The sequence below is a fragment of the Rhodopirellula baltica SH 1 genome (genome assembly GCF_000196115.1).
Taxonomy (GTDB): domain Bacteria; phylum Planctomycetota; class Planctomycetia; order Pirellulales; family Pirellulaceae; genus Rhodopirellula; species Rhodopirellula baltica.
In genome coordinates this window covers 834,057-853,317 of the sequence record NC_005027.1, presented here as the reverse complement: position 1 = coordinate 853,317, position 19,261 = coordinate 834,057, and the positions used below count along the sequence as shown (strand labels likewise).

Here is a 19,261-nt window from a genome sequence, read left to right as displayed (position 1 = left end):
ACCACCGGACAACTCGTTACGAAACGACCAGCCCGATCAGCCGGCTGAACCGTCAGCAACGACACAACTTTTTAACGTCAACTCAGATGTACACCTCCCATATCGGGTGTGCCACGTTTCATGGCGAAGACTTATCCAAAGGGAATTCCTCGACTGATTTCTCGCGGCCGACGGGTCGCGTGTCACCGCATGCGTGTGACGAATCAGAGTGGAATTTGACGTCAACCATCCCGAATTTTTCGATCGACTTTCTTGTTCCAAGCCGTATTCGCATCGCTTCGACTCGCCTTTGCACTGGTGTGCATCGGATTGGGTCTCATCCTCGGAGCTCAGTGGCTCGGGTTTATCCCCGATTCACGGCTGGCCGAAGAAGCTGCGCGGCGCAAATTCTGCGAAACCGTTGCGATCGCATCGATCGACGACATTCGCCAGCATCGATGGGCAAAGCTGAACACCACTCTGGATGCCCTCGTTCGCCAAAACGAATCCTTGCTCTCGGCAGGCCTGCGAACCGAATCCGGCATTTTGCAAGCCAATACAAAACACCACCGCATTTGCTGGAATAAACCCAAATCATCCGGCGAAGCCAAGTCGGTCGACACGCGCAATGCGAGCGCCCAGGACACATCGTCGCGCGATGACGACCTGTTCCTCTCAGACGATCCCGCACCCGTTGAGTCCGTCCCCACCTGGGTCGAACCCACCGAACCCGGATCCAAGCAATCCACCGTCGAACTCGACGGTGACATCATCCGGTTGGACATCCCTATCACGGTTCAAGACCGCACGTGGGGCAACCTCGAATTCACGTTCCGCAGCAACCTTGCCGGTCCATTCGGCGGATTGCTCGACGAAGGAATTCTTCGACTGCTGATCTTCTTCACCGTGATCGGGATGGGTTCGTATTCATTCTTGATGATGCGGATCCTCGGCGTCTTCTCGCGAACGCAGGTCGTTCCCGAACGCGTTCGCCAGGCTCTCGACACGCTCGCTGAAGGACTGCTTGTCTTGGATAAAGACGGCAAGATCGTTCTCGCCAACGATAACTTCTTGGCCACCAACGGATATGAACCCGAAGAACTGCAGGATCGTCTGGCCGCCGATTTGCCGTGGGTCTTTGGCAACGGAGAGAAGTCGTCCAAGGATGCTGAACTCCCATGGACACAGGCCATCAGTCAACGCAAATCCGTCGTCGGCGAGATCCTTCGATTGACCGGCCGTGATGGCGTGCACCGAGTCTTCAGCGTCAACGCTGGTCCCATCGGCGAAGATGAAAAACAAAAGGGTGCTCTGGTCACCTTCCAGGACGTCACGCACGTTGAGAAACATCGTCTCGAACTCGAGAACATGTTGTCGATGTTGCGATTGAGCAAAGACGAAATTCAGAAAAAGAACCAAGAGCTCGAAATTCTCGCGACTCGAGATGCCTTGACCGGCTGCTTGAATCGTCGTGCATTCTTTGAACGCATGGAAGAAATGCTGACGGACTACCGCAACGCCGGACGTCCGCTGTCATGCTTCATGGTCGACATCGACCACTTCAAAAGCGTCAATGACACCTACGGTCACCATGCCGGCGACGAAGTCCTTCGCAAGGTCAGCAAGGTTCTGCGAGACCTTCACGAAGAGAACCAAGTTGTCTGCCGTTACGGCGGAGAAGAGTTCTGCGTGATGCTGCCAGGCCATGACCTGGACGAAGCGATGGAACAATCCGAGCGAACTCGATTGGCGGTGATGAACATCCGCCTCGAAGACCCCGAATCGCTACGACTGACTGCTTCTCTCGGCGTCAGCGAGCTGAAATTCGGCGCCACGGATGTTCAATCCTTGATCAACCAAGCCGACAGTTGCCTCTACGTTGCAAAACGCGGCGGACGAAACCAGTCGGTCGCATTCGATCCCGATCGAGTCGATGTGCTCGGCGAAGAAGAAGCTCAACCGGAAGAAGTCGCCGATCCAAACTTGGTCAGCCTTCCGTTCCATGCCGTCACGGCATTGGTTTCCGCGTTGGCGTACCGGGACCCAGCGACCGCGGAACACAGCCGACGCGTTGCGAACCTGTGCGTTCAAGCCGCGGATGGATTGGTTTGTCAGCGTGACATTTATGTGTTGGAAATCGCCGCTCTGCTGCACGACATCGGAAAAATCGGCGTGCCAGATGACGTTCTGCACAAACCCGGACCGCTGACTGATGAAGAATGGAAAGTCATGCGGCGTCACAACACCATTGGATTGGACATGGTTGCGGGCACGTTCCATTGCCCCGAACTGGAACGCATCATCCGCGCCCACCATGCGATCTCAGAACGCGGCGCTACCGAACGGCATCTGAAACTGGATGAACTTCCGATGGAAGCTCGCATCCTCACGATCGCCGACACCTATGACTCCATCGTTTCCGACCATGCCTATCGGCAAGGTCGACCGCACTCCACCGCGGCGATGGAATTGAAACGATGCGCCGGCAAACAATTCGACGCTGAATTGGTGAATCACTTCCTCACCAAGATCGAAGCGGACGTCAAAGAAAGCGCGATGGGCCTGCCGACAGCGACCGGAATTTCGTTCGCCGTGCCAAAGCCGACCGCGCTCAAGATCGGACAGCAAATCGAACGCATCGCCGAAGCCATGGACGCACAAAACATTACGGAACTGCGTGACCTTGCTCGCGACCTGTGCGACATCGCGGATGCCAGCTACCTGACCCCGATCGTCGACTCCGCACGGCAAATCGAAGAAGCGGCATCCAACGGCGAAAACGTCGAATGGATCACGCTGCTACGTCAGACCCAGAAACTACTGGACCTGTGCCGAGCAACCCAAAACGCCCACCTCATCGAAGTCGACCAAACTGAGGAAGAAGACCTGTTCCAGTCCTAGCCGCCTGCTGATTCAATGAGCTGTACCACGCTGGCGGCAGTTGATCAGACACCAATCGGGACCAATGCCCATCGGCTAATTGTTGTCATTCGGTATGACGACGAAATCAATTGCCCACCAGGTCAATACAAACAGCGGACATGGCGATCCCTGCGACGTTCTCAACCCTTCGCCTCGCCGGTGTAGCGATAACGTCCACCGACCGCCGGATCGAGCAAACCCGCGGTTTGGAACGGTTCCAATCGAGGTCGCAACCAATTCCACAAATCAGTGTCGGCAGTGTTGCGATCCAGTTGCCGGTTGGTGGCATCGATCAGGTGTCCAAATTCAGCATTCCCCAACAACCACAACGGCGAGTGCATGTTACCGCCGGATGCCAAGAACTCTTCTGAGTGGATTGCGGCGGCAAAGTACAACATCGAGACGGCCTCAAACCGCGACATGCTGCGTAAGCATCGGTAACACATCGCCACCAGCGAATCGATCCGCATCAATTCGCGTTCGACGGTCTCTGCGTAGCTGGCCAACAGATCCTGCTGGCGTACCGGCTCGCTCAGCAGCGTGTCCACCAAACGAGCGACACCACACAATCCATGAGCGATCCCGGTGCTGTGCAGTGGATCAATCGTCGCCACCGCGGTTGGCATCGCGATGTAGTTCTGCTTCCTGATCGGCAACTGCATTCGCTGAACGCGGTCGACGCGAATCCAATCAGGAGTCGCATCGTCGAATTTCGCGTCGCGCATCATGCATTGCAAACTTGCATACCGCTGCCAATCCACGCGATCGCGACCACTGGGCTGAGTCCACCCGACACTGGTGACGCCGTGATCCAAACGCAGCATCCACATCCACCCATCTTCGGTCAAATGGTGTTGAGCCGCGTCATCCGGATCAAAGGGTTCGTCGTCACCCAGTTGGTTCGTCCGTCGCAATTCATCCGTCCATGATCCCACATTGCGAAAGTGTGCGAACACGCTGCGGGTACTCGTTTGCAATCGCTGGTCGACTCGTCGCAATCCGATGGAAGCGGCCAAGTTCTCCGGCAACACACCGAATCGTCCCGAGGCGTTGATCAACCATCGGGACGAGACCATCTGGCTTGCTCGCTCGTCATCATTACTCGTGCGTTTGCAAAGTGTCAGCCGAATGGGCTCACCCATCTCCGCCGAAACAACTTCGGTGCACTCCCGGCAATCCGCACCCACGAGGGTCGCCTGCTTGATAAAAAACGCATCGACATCGCTTCGCAACCAATGCGTGTCCGCCCAAGTGTCACTGGGACTTGCCGTTACCAGCAAACTATTTCGTTTGGGACTGGTCGTCTGATCTTTGTATTCGTGAAACCCATCGTCGATGCGATGGTCACTTGGCACTCCGCCGTGATGGTAGTAACTGAACCCGCGTTTCTTTCCGCATCGCAAATTGGGAAATGCCTCCTTCCAACTCGGATAAGTCGACAAAGCGTGCAGCTGTGGCAACTCGTACTTTTTCCCAAGCTGTCGCAGCACCAAGTCTGCCATCGGCGTGCTTGATTCCCCGATGGCAAAGCGACCAAATCGTTCTCGCTCAACCAGCAACACTCGCATGCCTCGAGCGGCTAAAACCCAAGCCAGCAAGCCTCCGGAAAAACCACCTCCCAAGATGGCAACGTCATATTCGGTCGACGAATCAGGCATCTTGCGTCGCATCACTCTTCGTTTTCGCGGGCACGCTTTGGTTCAATTCGATTGGTTCCGGTTCCAATCCCCACGTGTCCAGAGTCAACACGGGTCCGTGATCAAATCGCGAATCGTTTTCGAGAGCATCCATCACGACCTGCATCTGGTTTCGAGTCGGCGGACGAAAGATGCCTTCATTGGCCAACCGGTCCATGAAACCGTTGCCCGTTCGACACGGCAACAAACTGATATGACGAGCTCCCGCCGCGGCAGCAAACCGTGCCGAAGCGATGGTCCATGCATACGATTCCATGGGAGCCAACCACGGCAGCCCATGAATCAAGAACACACGCAGATCGAAGGACGCTTCTTTCAGCTGTTGAGCAAATTGAAAAAATTGCCCTGGGCGAAGTCGTTTGTTCAATCGATCCAACATCCGCGGCGCGATGGATTCCAGTCCGACTGCAATTTCCAGTTTCCCTCGCAAACGTTTCCCGAACTCAAACAAACGTCGTGTTCCAATCAGCGGATGGTTCTCAACCACCACGCGATCAAACGGTTCACACAAACGGAGGAACTCATCGTCGTCCACTGACGGCGTCGTTCGCGGGTCGAAAAAATTGCCGCTGTTGTAAAGCTTGATCGTTCCGCCCGATTTGCGACCGGTTTGCTCTCGCCAGTACCGCAAACCAAATCGGATCTGCTCGGGCAGTGCCCCCGCTGGGGTTGGTTCACTCAGCGTGTTCCGCCACAAATCACACATGGTGCATCGCAGTGAACATTCCGACGAAGCAAGCAACAATGTCAGCACCTGAGTCATCTCCGATCGCTGACCACGACGGCGATTAGCAGCTTCCAGTTCCACGAAGACAGAATTGGGTCGACTGGCATCCCGGTTGCGACGTTCCAAATCAACAACCGTCGCGTCTTCTCGCGATACCAGCACTTCTTGTGGTGAGGGGTTGGTAAACAAGTTCGATTCCCTGCGTGTCATGGAATTGATCTTGATGCAGTCCGCCACAGATTGATACCCCCAACAAGATCACGCTTTTACGAACGGGATACCATGAACCGCAATCTGACCAACGATTCGCAACCCAAACGCGCTCGCCCGCTCATCGCAGCCATCGTTATGTTGGCCGGTGGAGCAACGCTAGCTTCGCCTGAAACGTTGTGGGCCCAGCAATCATTGCCGTTTCGACCGATCGGTTCCCCCAGCGCAGTTGACCAAACTGAAACCGCTCGTCGTCAAAGAGCGAACCAGAACACGGTGATCCAGAGCACGGTGATCACGCCAACGTCCTACCGGTCGAACAATTCATCGACTAACCAGTCTCGCACGTACGATCCCAACGTGCGACAGGTTGCGATGCAGTCAAACGGATTTTCGTTGCCCGGCGATATGGGCGGACCGCAAACATTCACGCCACCGGCCGATTCTGCGCCGGTGCCGACGCAGCCTTCATTCGCCGCACCTCCATTGAACAATCCTCCACCTTCGGCCGCGTTGCCCAACCAAGGTGCGGCGCAACCCAACGGAAATGTGGTTGTTCCAGGAACCGTTGCCCCCGGAAACGTTGCTCCTGGCAACTCGCTACGGAACGACAGCTTTTCGCAAGGTCGATCGTTACCACAACCCAGTCCCGTTCCGAACGATGTCTTGGGTGGCAATCCGACGTTTGTGCCCAATACCATCGGTCCTCCACCAACGGATTACGCTCCGGTTCCACCACCACAACTGAGCAACGGTGGCTTTGCAACGATGAGCAACTGCGCACTCATCACGGCACCGAGCGAATACTCCGCGATGAGCCCCTATTCCGGTTACGGATACGGACAGGGTTGCGCGGCGCCGGCCGGAGTGACACCGGTCAACTACATCGCACCACCGGCACAGATTGCTGCTCCCGCGGTCATTCCCGCCAGTGTTTATCCGGGCGTTGCAACGGTTCCACCAGTTGCATCAACGACACTTCCCGCCGGTCCGGCTGGCGCACTGATTGACTTTGGCCAAGGCACCAACCCCGTCCAAGTCGGACCTGGACTTTGGGGCCAACCGGTCGCGTACGTTCCCGGACAAGGTTTCAGAAACTGGTTGCGATATTTCTCATTTTGAACGATCGCAAGACAGAGCCGGTCTCTGATCGACACGCCATTTGAATAAACGTTTCAACCGGAATCGACCGGATCAATCCAACCTGCCGTCCGCCCTTTTCGCTTCGCAGGACGGGAAGCCTTCCAGGCGGCATCGCGATCGTTCGATGAATTCATGTAGGGTCATTTCATTCAATGACGTGACCCGCCGGCAGCTTGCTCTTCCCAACCCTCCCCGGCAACGCCGCCCTCCCAATCCGTGTCTCTCCTACTTTTCAGGACCGATCTCATGCGCAACTCCTCCCTGCGCGTATGCTCGCTCGCTGGCGTGTCTTCGCTGGTTCTTCTCGCTGGCCTGTCCGCTGGTTGCCGCGGTCGCGGTGTGTTGCCTGCACCGGGAACCATGAACCAACAACAAGCTCGCGCGATCGTGCACGATCCCTATCCGCTGACTGATATCGGCCCGAACGACCAAGGAAGCCGGCCGCCCAGCTATCAGCAACCGCTGCCGGGACCGGTCCGAAACCGCCTGAGTGCCGACGCGATGCCCTGGTTGGGTCGATAACCCTCGACCGCAACTCTCCCCATTCGGGTGCCGTTTGTCTCAACATGCAACGAGAAGCGACATCAATTTGACTGCACTTTGGAGCGACATCGCTCGTCGGCCCGCGCTCCAAATCGGGATTTCTTCTCAGAAAGCCAACGTTTTCCGCTTTCATTCAGATTCCGTGACGAATTGGCACCGTTTGGTCCCAGGCTTGCTTTGATTCTTCTTCGAAATGAGTTTCACGCGACTTTGTGAACCGATGCCAAGGCGGCATCACGCGGCGGAACAAGTTTTCTACGGAGAAAAAAACAATGTCTCGATTGATCAAATGGATCGCCGTCCCGGTTCTCGCCGTCGCCGCAACCTTCTTGGCAGACGCCCCGGAAGCAAACGCGCAAGGCTTTTCGCTCAGCATCGGAACCGGCGGTTTCAGCTACGGCAACTATGGACCAAGCCGATACGGCAGTCGCTATGGAAGCTATTACGGCGGCCACTACAACAACGGCCACCGAGCCTTCGGACCGGTTGTTTACCCAAGCCGTTATTCGTCCAGCTACCGTGCATACGCCCGGCCACACTACGATTACCACGCACCAGCCTTGGTTCCTCACGGAAACCACTACCACTATCAACCAGGTCACTATGACCTGCACTACGGTCGACACGGTCGTGGTCATCATTGATCCGGTTTCGGCTGCGGTGTCATGGCCTGACACACAAAAGGCAAACCATTTCGACGTGTGATCCTGATGCCTGGATCACCGAAACAACTTTCAAGCGTGTCGTCTCCTGTTGCGAGACGGCACGCTTGTCTATTTTCGGGCCTATGAATGGCATCATTGCACTCCAGATTCTCGGCGGCGTCCTCCTTCTTTTGATCGGAGGCGAGTGGGTTGTTCGCGGTGCGTCCCGTTTGGCGATCGCGGCAAAGCTCAGTCCCCTGTTCGTGGGCCTGACCGTGGTTTCGCTCGGAACGAGCGCCCCTGAAATGGCCGTTTCGTTCGCAACCGCTCTGCGCGGCCAAGCCGACATCACGATCGGTAACGTCGTCGGCAGCAATCTGTTCAACATGTTGATGATTGTCGGCTTCAGTGCTCTGTTCGCACCGCTGCCGGTCGATCGACAGATCACTCGCTTTGACGTTCCCGTGATGATCGCCGCGACCATCGCGATGCTGGTCGCATCCTTGAACGGAATCATTGGACGCTTCGATGGAATCGTGTTGATTCTGATCATGATTGGCTACTTCGCAATTTCGTACCGACTGGGAAAGAAGTCGGGGAGTCAACCAATCAGCGACGACCTGCTGACACCAGAGATTGTCGAAGAGGCCGCTGAGACCTTGGGTCGCCGGGTTGCCGTCATCGTTTGGCAATTGATCCTGCTGAGTGCCGGTGTCGCCGCCTTGGTCTTCGGATGCGACTTGTTCGTCGACGGGGCCGTCTCGATGGCACGTATTCTCGGCGTTTCGGAATTGGTTATCGGTCTCACGATCGTGTCTGCGGGAACTTCGCTTCCTGAACTGGTCACTTCCGTTGCCGCAACCATCAAAGGTGAACGCGGAATCGCGATTGGCAACGCCGTTGGCAGCACCACGTTGAACATCGTTGCGGTCCTCGGCATCACCTCCGTCATCGCCCCGAGCGGGTTGAACGTTGCCGACGAAATCCTGCGACTGGACATGCCTTTGATGGTGATCGCCGCGATGCTCAGTTGGATTCTGTACCGGACCGGTCGAACGATCGTTCGCTGGGAAGGCGTACTGATGATTGTGATCTACTGCAGCTATGTCGGTTACCTATTGAAAACCAACGGAGCTTTCGGATGAATTCTCAGGCCCGAAGACTTCGCTACACCCGGCGAGATTTGCTGTCTTCGGTGCTCGGTGCCGGTGCCCTCGCCTGCGTCGGTTGCGATTCACTGTCATCGAAGTGGTCGGGTGCTCTGCCTTTTTCAGGCTCGATGCTCACGCCGAACCGCGAAATCGGCCATTGGTTGCGAGTTCCCGATACCGAACGATTCCCTTCTAAATCAGACGACATTCGTCGCCACGCCAGTTGCATCATCGTTGGCTGCGGAGCCGCTGGTTTGTCCGCTGGCTATGAACTGTTGAAGTCTGGCATCGACGATTTCCTGATCCTTGAACTGGAATCGTCGCCCGGCGGAACTTCAAAAAGCACTCAGTACAAATCCGACTCGTTTGGATCACTGCGTGCCCCGTGGGGAGCACACTACTTGCCGCTTCCCGGTACTCACAACGAACCGCTGCGATCCTTCTTGGAAGACTGCGGAGTTCTCGATCAAAACGGAGAGCCCGCCGAGCAAATGCTTTGTCGCGATCCTGAAGAAAGGGTTTGGGCAAACGGCCAGTGGCAATACGGTTTGCTACCACTGAGTGATGCGAGCAGCCAGGACATCTCGCAGATTGAACGCTTTCAGAAGGAGATGTCAGAATATGCACAGCAAACAGATGCAAGCGGCAAACCTTGGTTCGTACTTCCAACTTCGCAAGCAAGCGACGATCCCGAGTGTCTGTCACTCGATCAGCTTTCGATGATGCAGTGGATGCAATCTCGCGAATTTGATTCGCCGCGATTGCTTTGGTTGGTCGACCACTCGTGTCGGGATGACTATGGACTGCGTGCCGACCAAACCAGTGCGTGGGCGGGAATTTTCTATTTTGCCTCGCGGCTTCTCAAGCCATCCAGTTCGGCCGAGTCCGCTCCCGTTTTGACTTGGCCCGAAGGCAACGGTTTCCTAATCGATCAATTGGCACAACGCGTTGGCGATCGCGTTGAAAAGAACCAAGCAGTTCTTTCGATCCGCCTGAACGAAGACGGCGTCCACACGTTGCATTCCTTCGACACGCAAACCCAGAAGCAAGTGAACTTCACCGCCGACTCGGTCATCCTCGCCGTCCCACAATTCATTGCGTCTCAGTTGTTACCCGACTCACTCGGTGACATCAAACAGAAGCGAATCGAGGCGGCTCGGTCGTTTCAATACGGAAGTTGGTTGGTTGCGAACGTTGCGCTCAAGGATCGACCGAAAGAAACTCAGCCAGCGATGTGCTGGGACAACGTTCGCTATCAGTCCGACTCTTTGGGCTATGTCAACGCGGGACATCAAACCGGTCGCGACCACGGTGGAACGGTGCTGACTTGGTACCAAGCTCTCACCACCGACAACGCCGCGATCACTCGCACCGAACTGTTGAACCTGACGTGGCAAGAAGCCGCTGAGGTCGTTTGCAGTGATCTCGAAGTCATGCACGCTGACATCCGCAATCAAATCGAGACGTTGGATGTCATGGTGTGGGGACATGCCATGATCCAGCCGATCGTTGGCAGCCGCTCCAACCCGATGCGGGCGCGAGCCAGCGATTCCATTGGCAACATCCATTTTGCTGCGTCGGATCTAAGCGGTGTTGCTTTGTTCGAAGAAGCCTTCGACCACGGCCGACGAGCCGCCCAAGCCGTCGCTCAAAGCAAAGTGCGACGAAAATCCACGTAGGCCAGGTTCCACCTGGCGATCGCGGCGGTCCATTCCACACACCACCCCAAACCAACCCAAACCGCAAACGAAGCCCCTATTCGCAGTCGCCATGTGAAACATGGCCTACCGAGCTGCCAACAATCGGAACACCGTCAAACTGCTTCGAATTGCTTCGCGAAAATTCAGTTTGCTGGTTCCATGCACGCGTTCAGTGAACGTGATTGGAACTTCCACGCACTTGGCTCCATCACGATGCAGCCGCAGCAAGACTTCCTGGATAAATGCGTACCCGTCACTCGGATTACGAGGCGGATCCAACCCGGCCAAACAACCCACGCGATAACAACGATAGGAACCGCTGGCATCACGAACCGGCAACCGCAACATCTTTCGCGTGAACCCGTTGATCAAACCGCTCATCACTTTGCGACGCCAAGGCCAACCGACGATCGCGCCGCCTTCGATGTAACGTGATCCAACGACCACGTCGGCGTTCTCTTTCAGGCAAGTCGAAACCAACCGAGGCAGATCCGTCGGGTCGTGACTGAGATCTGCGTCCATGTTGCAGAACAAATCGTACTTCCCATCAATCGCGGTTTGCATCGCGGCACGGATCGCGCCACCCAATCCGCGTTCGTCCTTGCGGATTTTCACCAGCACCGAATCGCTGGCACCGGATTCCTCCGCATACCGTCGCGCGATCTCCGCGGTTCCATCGGGCGAATCGTCATCGACGACCAAACACACCGCGTTTGGCAAAGCCGCACGAATCTTCGTCAACATCGTCTGAACGTTGGCGGCTTCGTTGTAGGTGCAGATCCCAACTAAGATCCGTTGCCCCGACGCAACGTCGGGGGCAACGGAATGCGATTCGGTTTCGTTGGCGATTTCAGAAGTCGTGTCGATGGCTACGATTCAATCAGGAGTGCAACCGCTTCGAGGTAGCGGCGGATCACGTCGGGCGACACATCGTTGAACCCGGCGGACTTGTGCCGCAAGATCGATAATTTCAGTTGTTCGACGACGTCGCTGAGGTCATCTGGCAATTCTGGCAAACCAGCGAACGGTTGCAAAGGTGACGGGGGCGTTTCTGTCGCAAGTCCCGCCTCACCTTCTTCGCGGCCCGATTCGCCGAGCTTGTTCAATTCCTCTTCTTCGCCGAAGTCTGGTCCCTCGTAGGTCGGACCTTGGACGCCATCGGTATCTCCGTCGTAGTCTTTCGTCGTATCGTCGCCCTGCGCGGGAGCGGTGCCCAAGTTGGCATCGCTCATTTCGGGCTGGTCCTCATCCAAATCCACTTCCATGATTTGGCTGGCCGACGGACGCTGCGATTCGACTTCACCGTTGGCTTTCCAACGTTTGTCTCGCATGTTCGATACCGACCACTTCTCCTCCACGGCTCCTTGCAACCATAGGGCCGCATCATCCCAATCCAGTGCAGCCAAGAAGTGCGACCAATACAAACCTTCGTACTTAGGTTGGTCTTCCGCGAATCGGTCGAAGACACGACGCAGACGCCCCACGTGGGGTGCCGTGACACCTCCGACGCGAGAGGCCCATGCTTCATCGGAATACTCGGTCGATGGAGCACCGGCTTCGATCAACGCCGCCCGCCACTGACTGATGATGCGTCCCTTTTCCCAGTTGGTCGTGCTGACCAACCCGTTCCATTGGCCAACAAAGGGCTGCTGCAACGCCAAAAGTTCGGGCGACAGCTCCGTGTCGATCGATTCCTCGGGTGCGTCCGTCGCGGCGACGGCGGAAACCGCGAATTGGTTGACTTCATCGGAAAGCTCTTCGACGTCGTCAGCCAAGTCCGAAACGTCTTCGTTCAGCATTTCAGCCGTCAACGTTTCCGTCGTGGTTTCGGTAGCCGCGGAAGTTTCGCCGACGGGCTCGTCATCCGGCACGTCTTCGTAGACTTCCGAATTGGCGGTGGGGCTCGACTCCACTGAATCGGGCGTGCCCAAATCATCGGCGTCGAATCGTGGCGAGTCGCTGGTCAAAGAAGGGTTTTCGTCAGAATTCATGTGCAGGGATTCGCGAGGAGCGGGACGTGATTTCAGTCCGCATACGCTAACCCGTCGACCATGCTTCCGGGAAGAATCCCGACGTCCTTTTCTGGTTTCTCAACGCCATCACGAGTCAGACGCATCGCGTGGGGAAACCGTGCGGTGTGGGAAAGATGTCGGGCTTGAACGAACAAACGGCCCGGTGAGCTGAAATGCTCATCGGACCGTTGCGTTTGTTCAGTGCGATTGCCAACCGGAGTGTTGCATCCGGAACTCCGATCCCAACAGGCTCGGACCTAGAGGTTCGGTGTCGTGTAAGGCTCGACGTCACCAACCATGTGGAAGTGGTTGTGGTCAATGTAGACGACCTCAATCGCTTCGCGGTCACGCAGCGTGTGCGGAACGGGGTAGCCGATGATGGTCGACTCGTCGAAGTAGATCGTGCACTTGTAGTGTGCGTGGTGCAGCTGGGCTGGACCGATCAAAGGGTAGAATCGCGGTGGATCGATGTAATCCGCGATCTTCTCTTTGATGATTCGCACATCGTTGCGTTGTTTTTCCCAGATCAACGGGATGCCGCCTTGGACAGGACGAGCCTGCTCGAGTGCTTGCATCACTTCGTCATCGCTGGGTGGATCCAACGCGATTGGAGGACCGCCTGACGTGGTGGGGCCGAGAATCGGCACCCGGTCATAGCGTTCCTTGTTGTGGAACTTCTCTTCTTGCTTGTGCTGGTAGTACGGGCTCACAGGAATTGGAAATCCGAGGATTCCCAAGTTGTAGTTGCTGCCGCCCAGGCCGTAGCAACCTGTGCTAGAGATCACCACAGTGGTGAGCAGGCACAACGTCCCGAAACGAGTGAGTGTTGAGGTCATCTTGCTGGTCATCCGAGCAACCTTCCTTGGTTTCCGACTTGGCAAATCCGCACTTGAACCAATCCGCAGAGGATCATTCATTTGCGTAGTACCTGTATCGTGTCAAACTGTTCCGATCTTGCGGGTCATTCCGGAAATTCGTTCGGAAAGTTTTTGTCGGAACGTTTCACGCGTGGAACTCAATCAGGCGACCAGCACGCAAACTTGCTCTTTCGCTGTGATTTCAGCTGCATCCGCGAATTCCAGATGCATCCACGGGTTCCAGATGCATCCAAAGCCAATCAAGCCGGCGTCCCCTCATTCGCCGTCAGTCAGAACCGCCATGAACGCCTTTTGGCTGATCTCAACGTTGCCGACCGCCTTCATTCGTTTCTTGCCTTCCTTTTGCTTCTGCAGCAACTTGCGTTTTCGCGTGATGTCACCGCCGTAACACTTCGCGGTCACGTTCTTTCGCATCGCAGGCACGGTTTCACGAGCAATCACGCGGCTTCCGATCGCTGCTTGAACAGCCACCTCGAACATATGACGTTCGATCTCCGATTTCAATTTCTTCGCCACCGCACGCCCGCGACGGTCCGCGTCGGCTCGGTGACAAACGACCGACAACGCGTCGACTCGGTTGCCGTTAACCAGAATATCCAACCGGCACAGGTCCGCTTCTTCATAACCGACCATCTCGTAATCCAGCGTCCCATAGCCACGCGTGCAGCTCTTGATCCGATCGTGCAAGTCGTAGATCACTTCCGCCAGCGGAATGTCATACGTCAGCATCGCTCGCGAAGCCCCCAGCACCTCGTGGCCCTTTTGGATGCCACGTCGTTCCTGGCACAGCTTCATAACCGGGCCGATGTATTCCTCAGGCACGATGACGTTGCAACGCACGATCGGCTGACAGAACTTCTCGATGTCACCGGGGTCGGGAACATCTTGCGGCTTGTGAATGTTCTTCGTCACGCCTCGTTTGTCAGTGATCTCGTAGGTCACGTTGGGGGCGGTTTGGACCAGATCGATATCGGATTCCTGCTCCAATCGCTGCTGGACGATTTCCATGTGCAGCAAGCCGAGAAAACCGCACCGGAAACCAAATCCGAGCGCGTCACTCGTTTCAGGCTCAAACTCAAAACTCGGATCGTTGACCGCCAATCGTTCCAACGCATCGCGCAGTTCACTGAAATCCTGCCCGTCGCTGGGGAACAATCCGCAATAAACCATGCGTTTTGGACGGTCATAACCGGGCAACGCCGGTGCGGGATCGTTGCCCGCGATGCTGATCGTGTCCCCGATGTGCACATCGCCAAGGCTCTTGATGTTGCAAATCAAATAGCCCACTTGGCCAGCGACCAATTCGTCGCAAGGAACGCGACTGGGAGCAAACTGGCCCAATTCCACAACATCGTGAACGGACCCCGCTCGCAGGAACTTGATCTTCTGGCCCTTTCGAACCGTTCCCTGCATGACGCGAATGTAGGTGATCGCACCACGAAAATCGTCGTAGTTGGAATCAAAAACCATCGCCTGAAGCACCGCCTTTGGATCGCCAGTCGGTGCCGGGACCGAATCCACGATCGCATCCAACAATGCGGCGACGCCTTCGCCGGTTTTTGCACTGACGCGTTTACATTCGTCTGGATCGGTTCCCAACGAATTCATCATCTCCTCGGCCACTTCATCAGGACGGGCGTGGATCAGATCGATTTTGTTGATCACCGGAACAATCGTCAGGTCGTGCTCCATTGCCGCGAAAGCGTTGGCGACGGTTTGTGCTTCCACACCTTGAAAAGCATCGACCAGCAACAATGCACCTTCGCAACACGCCAGCGAGCGTGAAACTTCGTATTGAAAGTCGACGTGGCCGGGCGTGTCGATCAGATTCAATTCGTATTCGATACCATCGCGTTTGTATCGCATGGCCACGGCGCGAGCTTTGATGGTGATTCCGCGTTGTTGTTCCAACGCCAAGTCATCCAGCATTTGCGTCTTCTTCCCGCGGTTATCAACCGTTCCGGTGCTCTCCAACAAACGATCGGCCAACGTGCTTTTGCCGTGGTCGATGTGAGCGATGATGCAGAAGTTGCGAATGTGTTCTTGCGAACGAGAGGATTTCGATGCCATCCGGTTTCAATTTCAGTGATGGTGATTGTTCAAACGGCGAATGCGTTTCAGGAATCTTGCTTGCGAGCATACCCGGCGGCGCCCAAATAACCGGCTTCGTGTCCGAGTGTCGCAAACGAAATGGTCGTTCCCTCGAAGACATTCGGGAAGGTCCGTTGTCGAAATTCTTCGGCCACGCCCGCTAAAAAACGACGCCCGATCTCACACTCCGACCCGCCAAAATTCATCGCCCCACCCAGAGCGACGTGTCCGGGGTCCAGCGTGTGAACCAAGTTGGTGACGCCAATTCCCAGCCAATGAGCCGTTTCGTCGATGATCAAATTCGCGAAATCGTCACCCTCCGTCGCCGCTTCCCAAATCCGTTTGGCGGTCAATTGGGAACTGTTCTCGCCGACAAACGGCCGCAGCAGCGATTTTGGGTACTCTGCCAACCGGTGTCGCGTTCGCATGACCACCCCGCTGGCCGAGGCATAGGCTTCCAATTGCCCACGACCGCCGCCCCACGCACAAAGCTGAGCGTCCGGCGATGGGTCAACGATGATGTGCCCGCACTCACTGCCGAAACTGTTCACACCGTTGACCAATTGGTCTTCCACGATGATTCCGCCACCGACGCCGGTCCCCAGCGTCAACAGAATCATCGACGATCCCTGAGCGCCGCTGCCCAGCCAAAACTCGCCGTACGCGGCGGCATTGGCATCATTCAAAAACGAAATCGGGCGACCGGTTGCCTCGGTCAGCCTTTGACACAATGGAAACTCCCACCACGAAGGCAACTGGGGCGGGGCCACCAACATCCCACGAGGCAAATCCATCGGCCCGGGGGCCCCCATCCCGATTCGCGGCACATTGCCGATGGTTTTCGTCCGCGTTTCGACTTCACGAATCATCGTGGCCAATCGGTCGACCGCCGCTTGGGGACCTTCGGCTTCCAACGTGGGGACTTGTTCAAACGCGACGGTCTCGCCAGCTGAATTGACCAGTCCGCACTTGATGCTGGTGCCGCCAATGTCGATGCCCCAGTAATGACGTGAATCGGTTGTCATGCAAACGCTTGAAAAATGGTGGGAATGAGTCTTCGTAGCCGGCGCGAAGTATAGCGGATTGCCCAATTTTGACATCGCCGCAATGCCCCAATCCCAGCGGGAATCACTCCCCCGCTAAACCGTCCGGAGGTGACCGCGTTCAACGCAGCACCGAAAAGACTCGATCGAATGAACTCTCGATAGACTTGGCTAGGCTTCTTCCTTTTCAACCGCCAAAGCATTGGCGCGAGCCCACTTCTGAGTGTCGGTGCCCAATTGTTCGAAAGTCCCGACCACATCGCCGAACGGTGCGTCAATCCGCTGGACTCGAGATGCTTCGACCATCACGACTTTTCCGTTCCATGGATCCGGTGATCCCGGCAAATACAACGTCACTCCCATCGGATCGTTGGCAATGTCAGACCCGCGATACCGTTCCACCTCGAACGCCAACTGCGTAAACCCTTCCAACTGAACCACAACCGGACGCAATCGGTTTTTCGCAACATCGCCACCAATGTTGCCGCTGAGCTGTTCCTTGAAAATCGCGTAACGAGGAAACAGCATCAACAGATACTTCTCGATGAAACGAGTGAACTGTCTCGCGATCGATCGGCGAGCCATGATGCCCGAGACGAAACACGCCAAGATTAACAACAGCGTTGCGATGCCGAAGACCAACAGGTATCCCGTTGTGTCATGAAACGGCGTGTAATCACGCAAGAACGGCAACAACGCGATGGCCACCGCGTAGATGACCTGAACCAACTGCCCGAGTAACACGCACACCACCAGCAACGGCAGCAAGAAGAAGATTCCGCCGATCGCGGTCGTGCGAAGAAACGAAAAATGTTTTTGAACGTGCTGTTTCATGGCGTCAGTGTTTCACGGAACAAATCAAAAGATCGCATGGTATCACGCCGGTGGCGAACTCAATACGCGGATCTCATCACACTGCGTGACCTACTCACCACACTGCGTGACCTCCAAATCTGGGCCGATTGCGTCGACTGCAAAGGCGCGGCCGGTTGGGAGATTCTTCCATTTCCTCGGCCTTTTGACGGCTCTCGAAGATCTTCAGCCCGACTGGGGTTCCCACCGCTCATCGGCATTTCGTAGCGTCTGGATCGTCCAGGATTCACATCAATCGACGCGGACCGCATGACCGAATGGATTCGATCTTGCCCCGGTTGTCCGATCGCGAATCCGGCCTCCAGACCGTCGATCTGAACCAGTCGCGATACAGGACGCCATCGTGAACCGAATCGAATCGCCTCGCGAAATTCAACCTCGCGAAAACCAAACGTTCACCAAATCCAGTACGACCAACGATGCGGTCACGCTGTATCGTCCCGTGACGCTGCTTTACATGGCAGCGATGACGATGATGCTGGTGCCGATGATGACGTTGGTGGATGTGAACATCGCATCGTATTTCCGCACCGAACCGTTGCCAGCGGAGTTGGATTCTGCACTCGAACTTTCGCTGGTGCTATCGCATGGCTACGGCGTCTTTGTGATCTTGCTGGCGATTCTGCTAATGGCACCGAAACGGCGCTGGCACCTACCACGCCTTGCCACACTCGCCATGGGTGGCGGAGCCATCGCAACGATCGCCAAGATGTTTGTGATCCGGCCTCGCCCCAGCAACCTCAATCTGAATCACGCCGGACACGATTCGGCTTGGCTTTGGGCATTTGATTGGGACCTCAGTGAAGTGGCATCGTTCGATGCCGCGATGCGAGCCTTTCCAAGTGGTCACGTTGTGACCGCGACAGCCATGCTGATTGGTTTGTGGGTGGTCGTTCCCCGCGGTCGCGTTCTGTTCGCGATGATCTGGATGGGTGTGCTGATCAATCGGGTCAACACGAGTTCTCACTTCGCCAGCGATGTGTGTGGCGGCGTCGCGTTTGGGCTGTTTTGGTCCTATGTCTGCTTCCACCCGCGATTGTTGGGCAACTTGTTTGACAAGATGGTGCCTGAGCTTGGCCGAAGAACTCGCGTTGATACCAGCCATTCAACAGAAGCAATCGCAACGCATGATGCCGACTCATCGACACGGTTGCCTTCGTTCCCGATGCATGCTTCGCCGATTCACGCATCGCACATGAGCGCAACGGAACAATACGAAGCGATCCAGTCAACGATGTCACCGCAACATGCTTCGCAATCACGTCCGATCAATTCGAACGAAGGCGATTCGAACGATGGTAATCGAAGCGAGGAGCAGAAGCCTCATCAACTAGATTACCGTCAACAGAATCACGGCCAGCAAGAATACGGCGACGCGGGCGAACGGGCGGCTTAGTTTCGCGGCGCGTGACGGGAGCAATGCAAGCGGATCAATAAATTGTGATCTGCAATGTTGCCAAGAAGAAATTCGTTTTCGCGTTGGACACGGTGCATCATCGCGATAACCGCGATTGACTCCGTTTGGCGAATCGAAAGTGGTGATGTCTGTCTGAGCTGTCGGCTCGGAAAACCTCCGAGCCAATCCTGGCTGACGACACACCCAATGTCAGGATCCCGACCTGGCGGGATCCGTGTTGAGTCAGAACGA

At 56.1% G+C, this 19,261-nt stretch carries 15 protein-coding genes; 7 read left to right on the top strand and 8 right to left on the bottom strand.

Features of this window, described 5'->3' with window-relative positions:
• Positions 1 to 252 precede the first annotated feature (252 nt).
• Positions 253 to 2,880 (top strand): diguanylate cyclase, encoded by a 2,628-nt coding sequence (locus tag RB_RS03330; protein WP_011118478.1) that lies wholly within the window; start codon positions 253 to 255, stop codon positions 2,878 to 2,880.
• A gap of 161 nt (positions 2,881 to 3,041) precedes the next feature.
• On the opposite strand, the gene RB_RS03320 is transcribed toward RB_RS03330, so the two are convergent.
• Positions 3,042 to 4,559 carry an NAD(P)/FAD-dependent oxidoreductase gene (locus RB_RS03320; RefSeq protein ID WP_164922686.1) on the bottom strand — a complete coding sequence of 506 codons (1,518 nt, stop codon included), beginning with the start codon at positions 4,557 to 4,559 and terminating at the stop codon, positions 3,042 to 3,044.
• Positions 4,552 to 5,514, bottom strand: coding sequence for a Fe-S oxidoreductase (locus RB_RS03315; protein ID WP_231846167.1), 963 nt, complete (start codon positions 5,512 to 5,514; stop codon positions 4,552 to 4,554). The genes RB_RS03320 and RB_RS03315 overlap by 8 nt, the downstream gene beginning before the upstream one ends.
• Before the next feature lie 93 nt (positions 5,515 to 5,607).
• Between RB_RS03315 and RB_RS03310 the strand changes: the two genes are divergently transcribed.
• The 5 genes from RB_RS03310 to RB_RS03290 all read left to right on the top strand — a co-directional run bounded on the left by RB_RS03310 (position 5,608) and on the right by RB_RS03290 (position 10,695).
• The gene (locus RB_RS03310; RefSeq protein ID WP_164921439.1) at positions 5,608 to 6,657 is read left to right on the top strand and encodes a hypothetical protein; all 1,050 of its coding nucleotides are present in this window, start codon (positions 5,608 to 5,610) and stop codon (positions 6,655 to 6,657) included.
• 267 nt (positions 6,658 to 6,924) lie between these two features.
• The gene (locus RB_RS03305) at positions 6,925 to 7,200 is read left to right on the top strand and encodes a membrane or secreted protein (protein ID WP_231846166.1); all 276 of its coding nucleotides are present in this window, start codon (positions 6,925 to 6,927) and stop codon (positions 7,198 to 7,200) included.
• Between the two features lie 293 nt (positions 7,201 to 7,493).
• Positions 7,494 to 7,865 carry a hypothetical protein gene (locus RB_RS03300; RefSeq protein WP_011118471.1) on the top strand — a complete coding sequence of 124 codons (372 nt, stop codon included), beginning with the start codon at positions 7,494 to 7,496 and terminating at the stop codon, positions 7,863 to 7,865.
• Positions 7,866 to 8,008: 143 nt separating this feature from the next.
• The gene (locus tag RB_RS03295) at positions 8,009 to 9,010 is read left to right on the top strand and encodes a calcium/sodium antiporter (RefSeq protein ID WP_007337019.1); all 1,002 of its coding nucleotides are present in this window, start codon (positions 8,009 to 8,011) and stop codon (positions 9,008 to 9,010) included.
• Positions 9,007 to 10,695: a flavin monoamine oxidase family protein gene (locus RB_RS03290; protein WP_164921438.1), complete on the top strand. Its 1,689-nt coding sequence runs from the start codon at positions 9,007 to 9,009 to the stop codon at positions 10,693 to 10,695. The genes RB_RS03295 and RB_RS03290 overlap by 4 nt, the downstream gene beginning before the upstream one ends.
• A gap of 105 nt (positions 10,696 to 10,800) precedes the next feature.
• On the opposite strand, the gene RB_RS03285 is transcribed toward RB_RS03290, so the two are convergent.
• The 6 genes from RB_RS03285 to RB_RS03260 all read right to left on the bottom strand — a co-directional run bounded on the left by RB_RS03285 (position 10,801) and on the right by RB_RS03260 (position 17,574).
• Entirely contained in the window at positions 10,801 to 11,508 is a 708-nt protein-coding gene (locus RB_RS03285) for a polyprenol monophosphomannose synthase (RefSeq protein WP_164922685.1), read from the bottom strand.
• A gap of 77 nt (positions 11,509 to 11,585) precedes the next feature.
• Positions 11,586 to 12,707, bottom strand: a complete 1,122-nt coding sequence (locus RB_RS03280; RefSeq protein WP_011118465.1) for a hypothetical protein — start codon at positions 12,705 to 12,707, stop codon at positions 11,586 to 11,588.
• Positions 12,708 to 12,985: 278 nt separating this feature from the next.
• A complete protein-coding gene (locus RB_RS03275; RefSeq protein ID WP_007329453.1) occupies positions 12,986 to 13,576 on the bottom strand; it encodes a hypothetical protein in 591 nt (196 codons plus the stop codon).
• Between the two features lie 285 nt (positions 13,577 to 13,861).
• A complete protein-coding gene (gene lepA / locus RB_RS03270) occupies positions 13,862 to 15,676 on the bottom strand; it encodes a translation elongation factor 4 (protein WP_011118463.1) in 1,815 nt (604 codons plus the stop codon).
• Positions 15,677 to 15,723: 47 nt separating this feature from the next.
• Positions 15,724 to 16,722: an ROK family protein gene (locus RB_RS03265; protein WP_164921437.1), complete on the bottom strand. Its 999-nt coding sequence runs from the start codon at positions 16,720 to 16,722 to the stop codon at positions 15,724 to 15,726.
• 189 nt (positions 16,723 to 16,911) lie between these two features.
• Positions 16,912 to 17,574 (bottom strand): DUF502 domain-containing protein, encoded by a 663-nt coding sequence (locus RB_RS03260; RefSeq protein WP_164921436.1) that lies wholly within the window; start codon positions 17,572 to 17,574, stop codon positions 16,912 to 16,914.
• 382 nt (positions 17,575 to 17,956) lie between these two features.
• Here RB_RS03260 and RB_RS03250 point away from each other — a divergent pair, with 382 nt between their 5' ends.
• Positions 17,957 to 19,009 carry a phosphatase PAP2 family protein gene (locus RB_RS03250; RefSeq protein WP_011118459.1) on the top strand — a complete coding sequence of 351 codons (1,053 nt, stop codon included), beginning with the start codon at positions 17,957 to 17,959 and terminating at the stop codon, positions 19,007 to 19,009.
• Positions 19,010 to 19,261 lie beyond the last annotated feature (252 nt).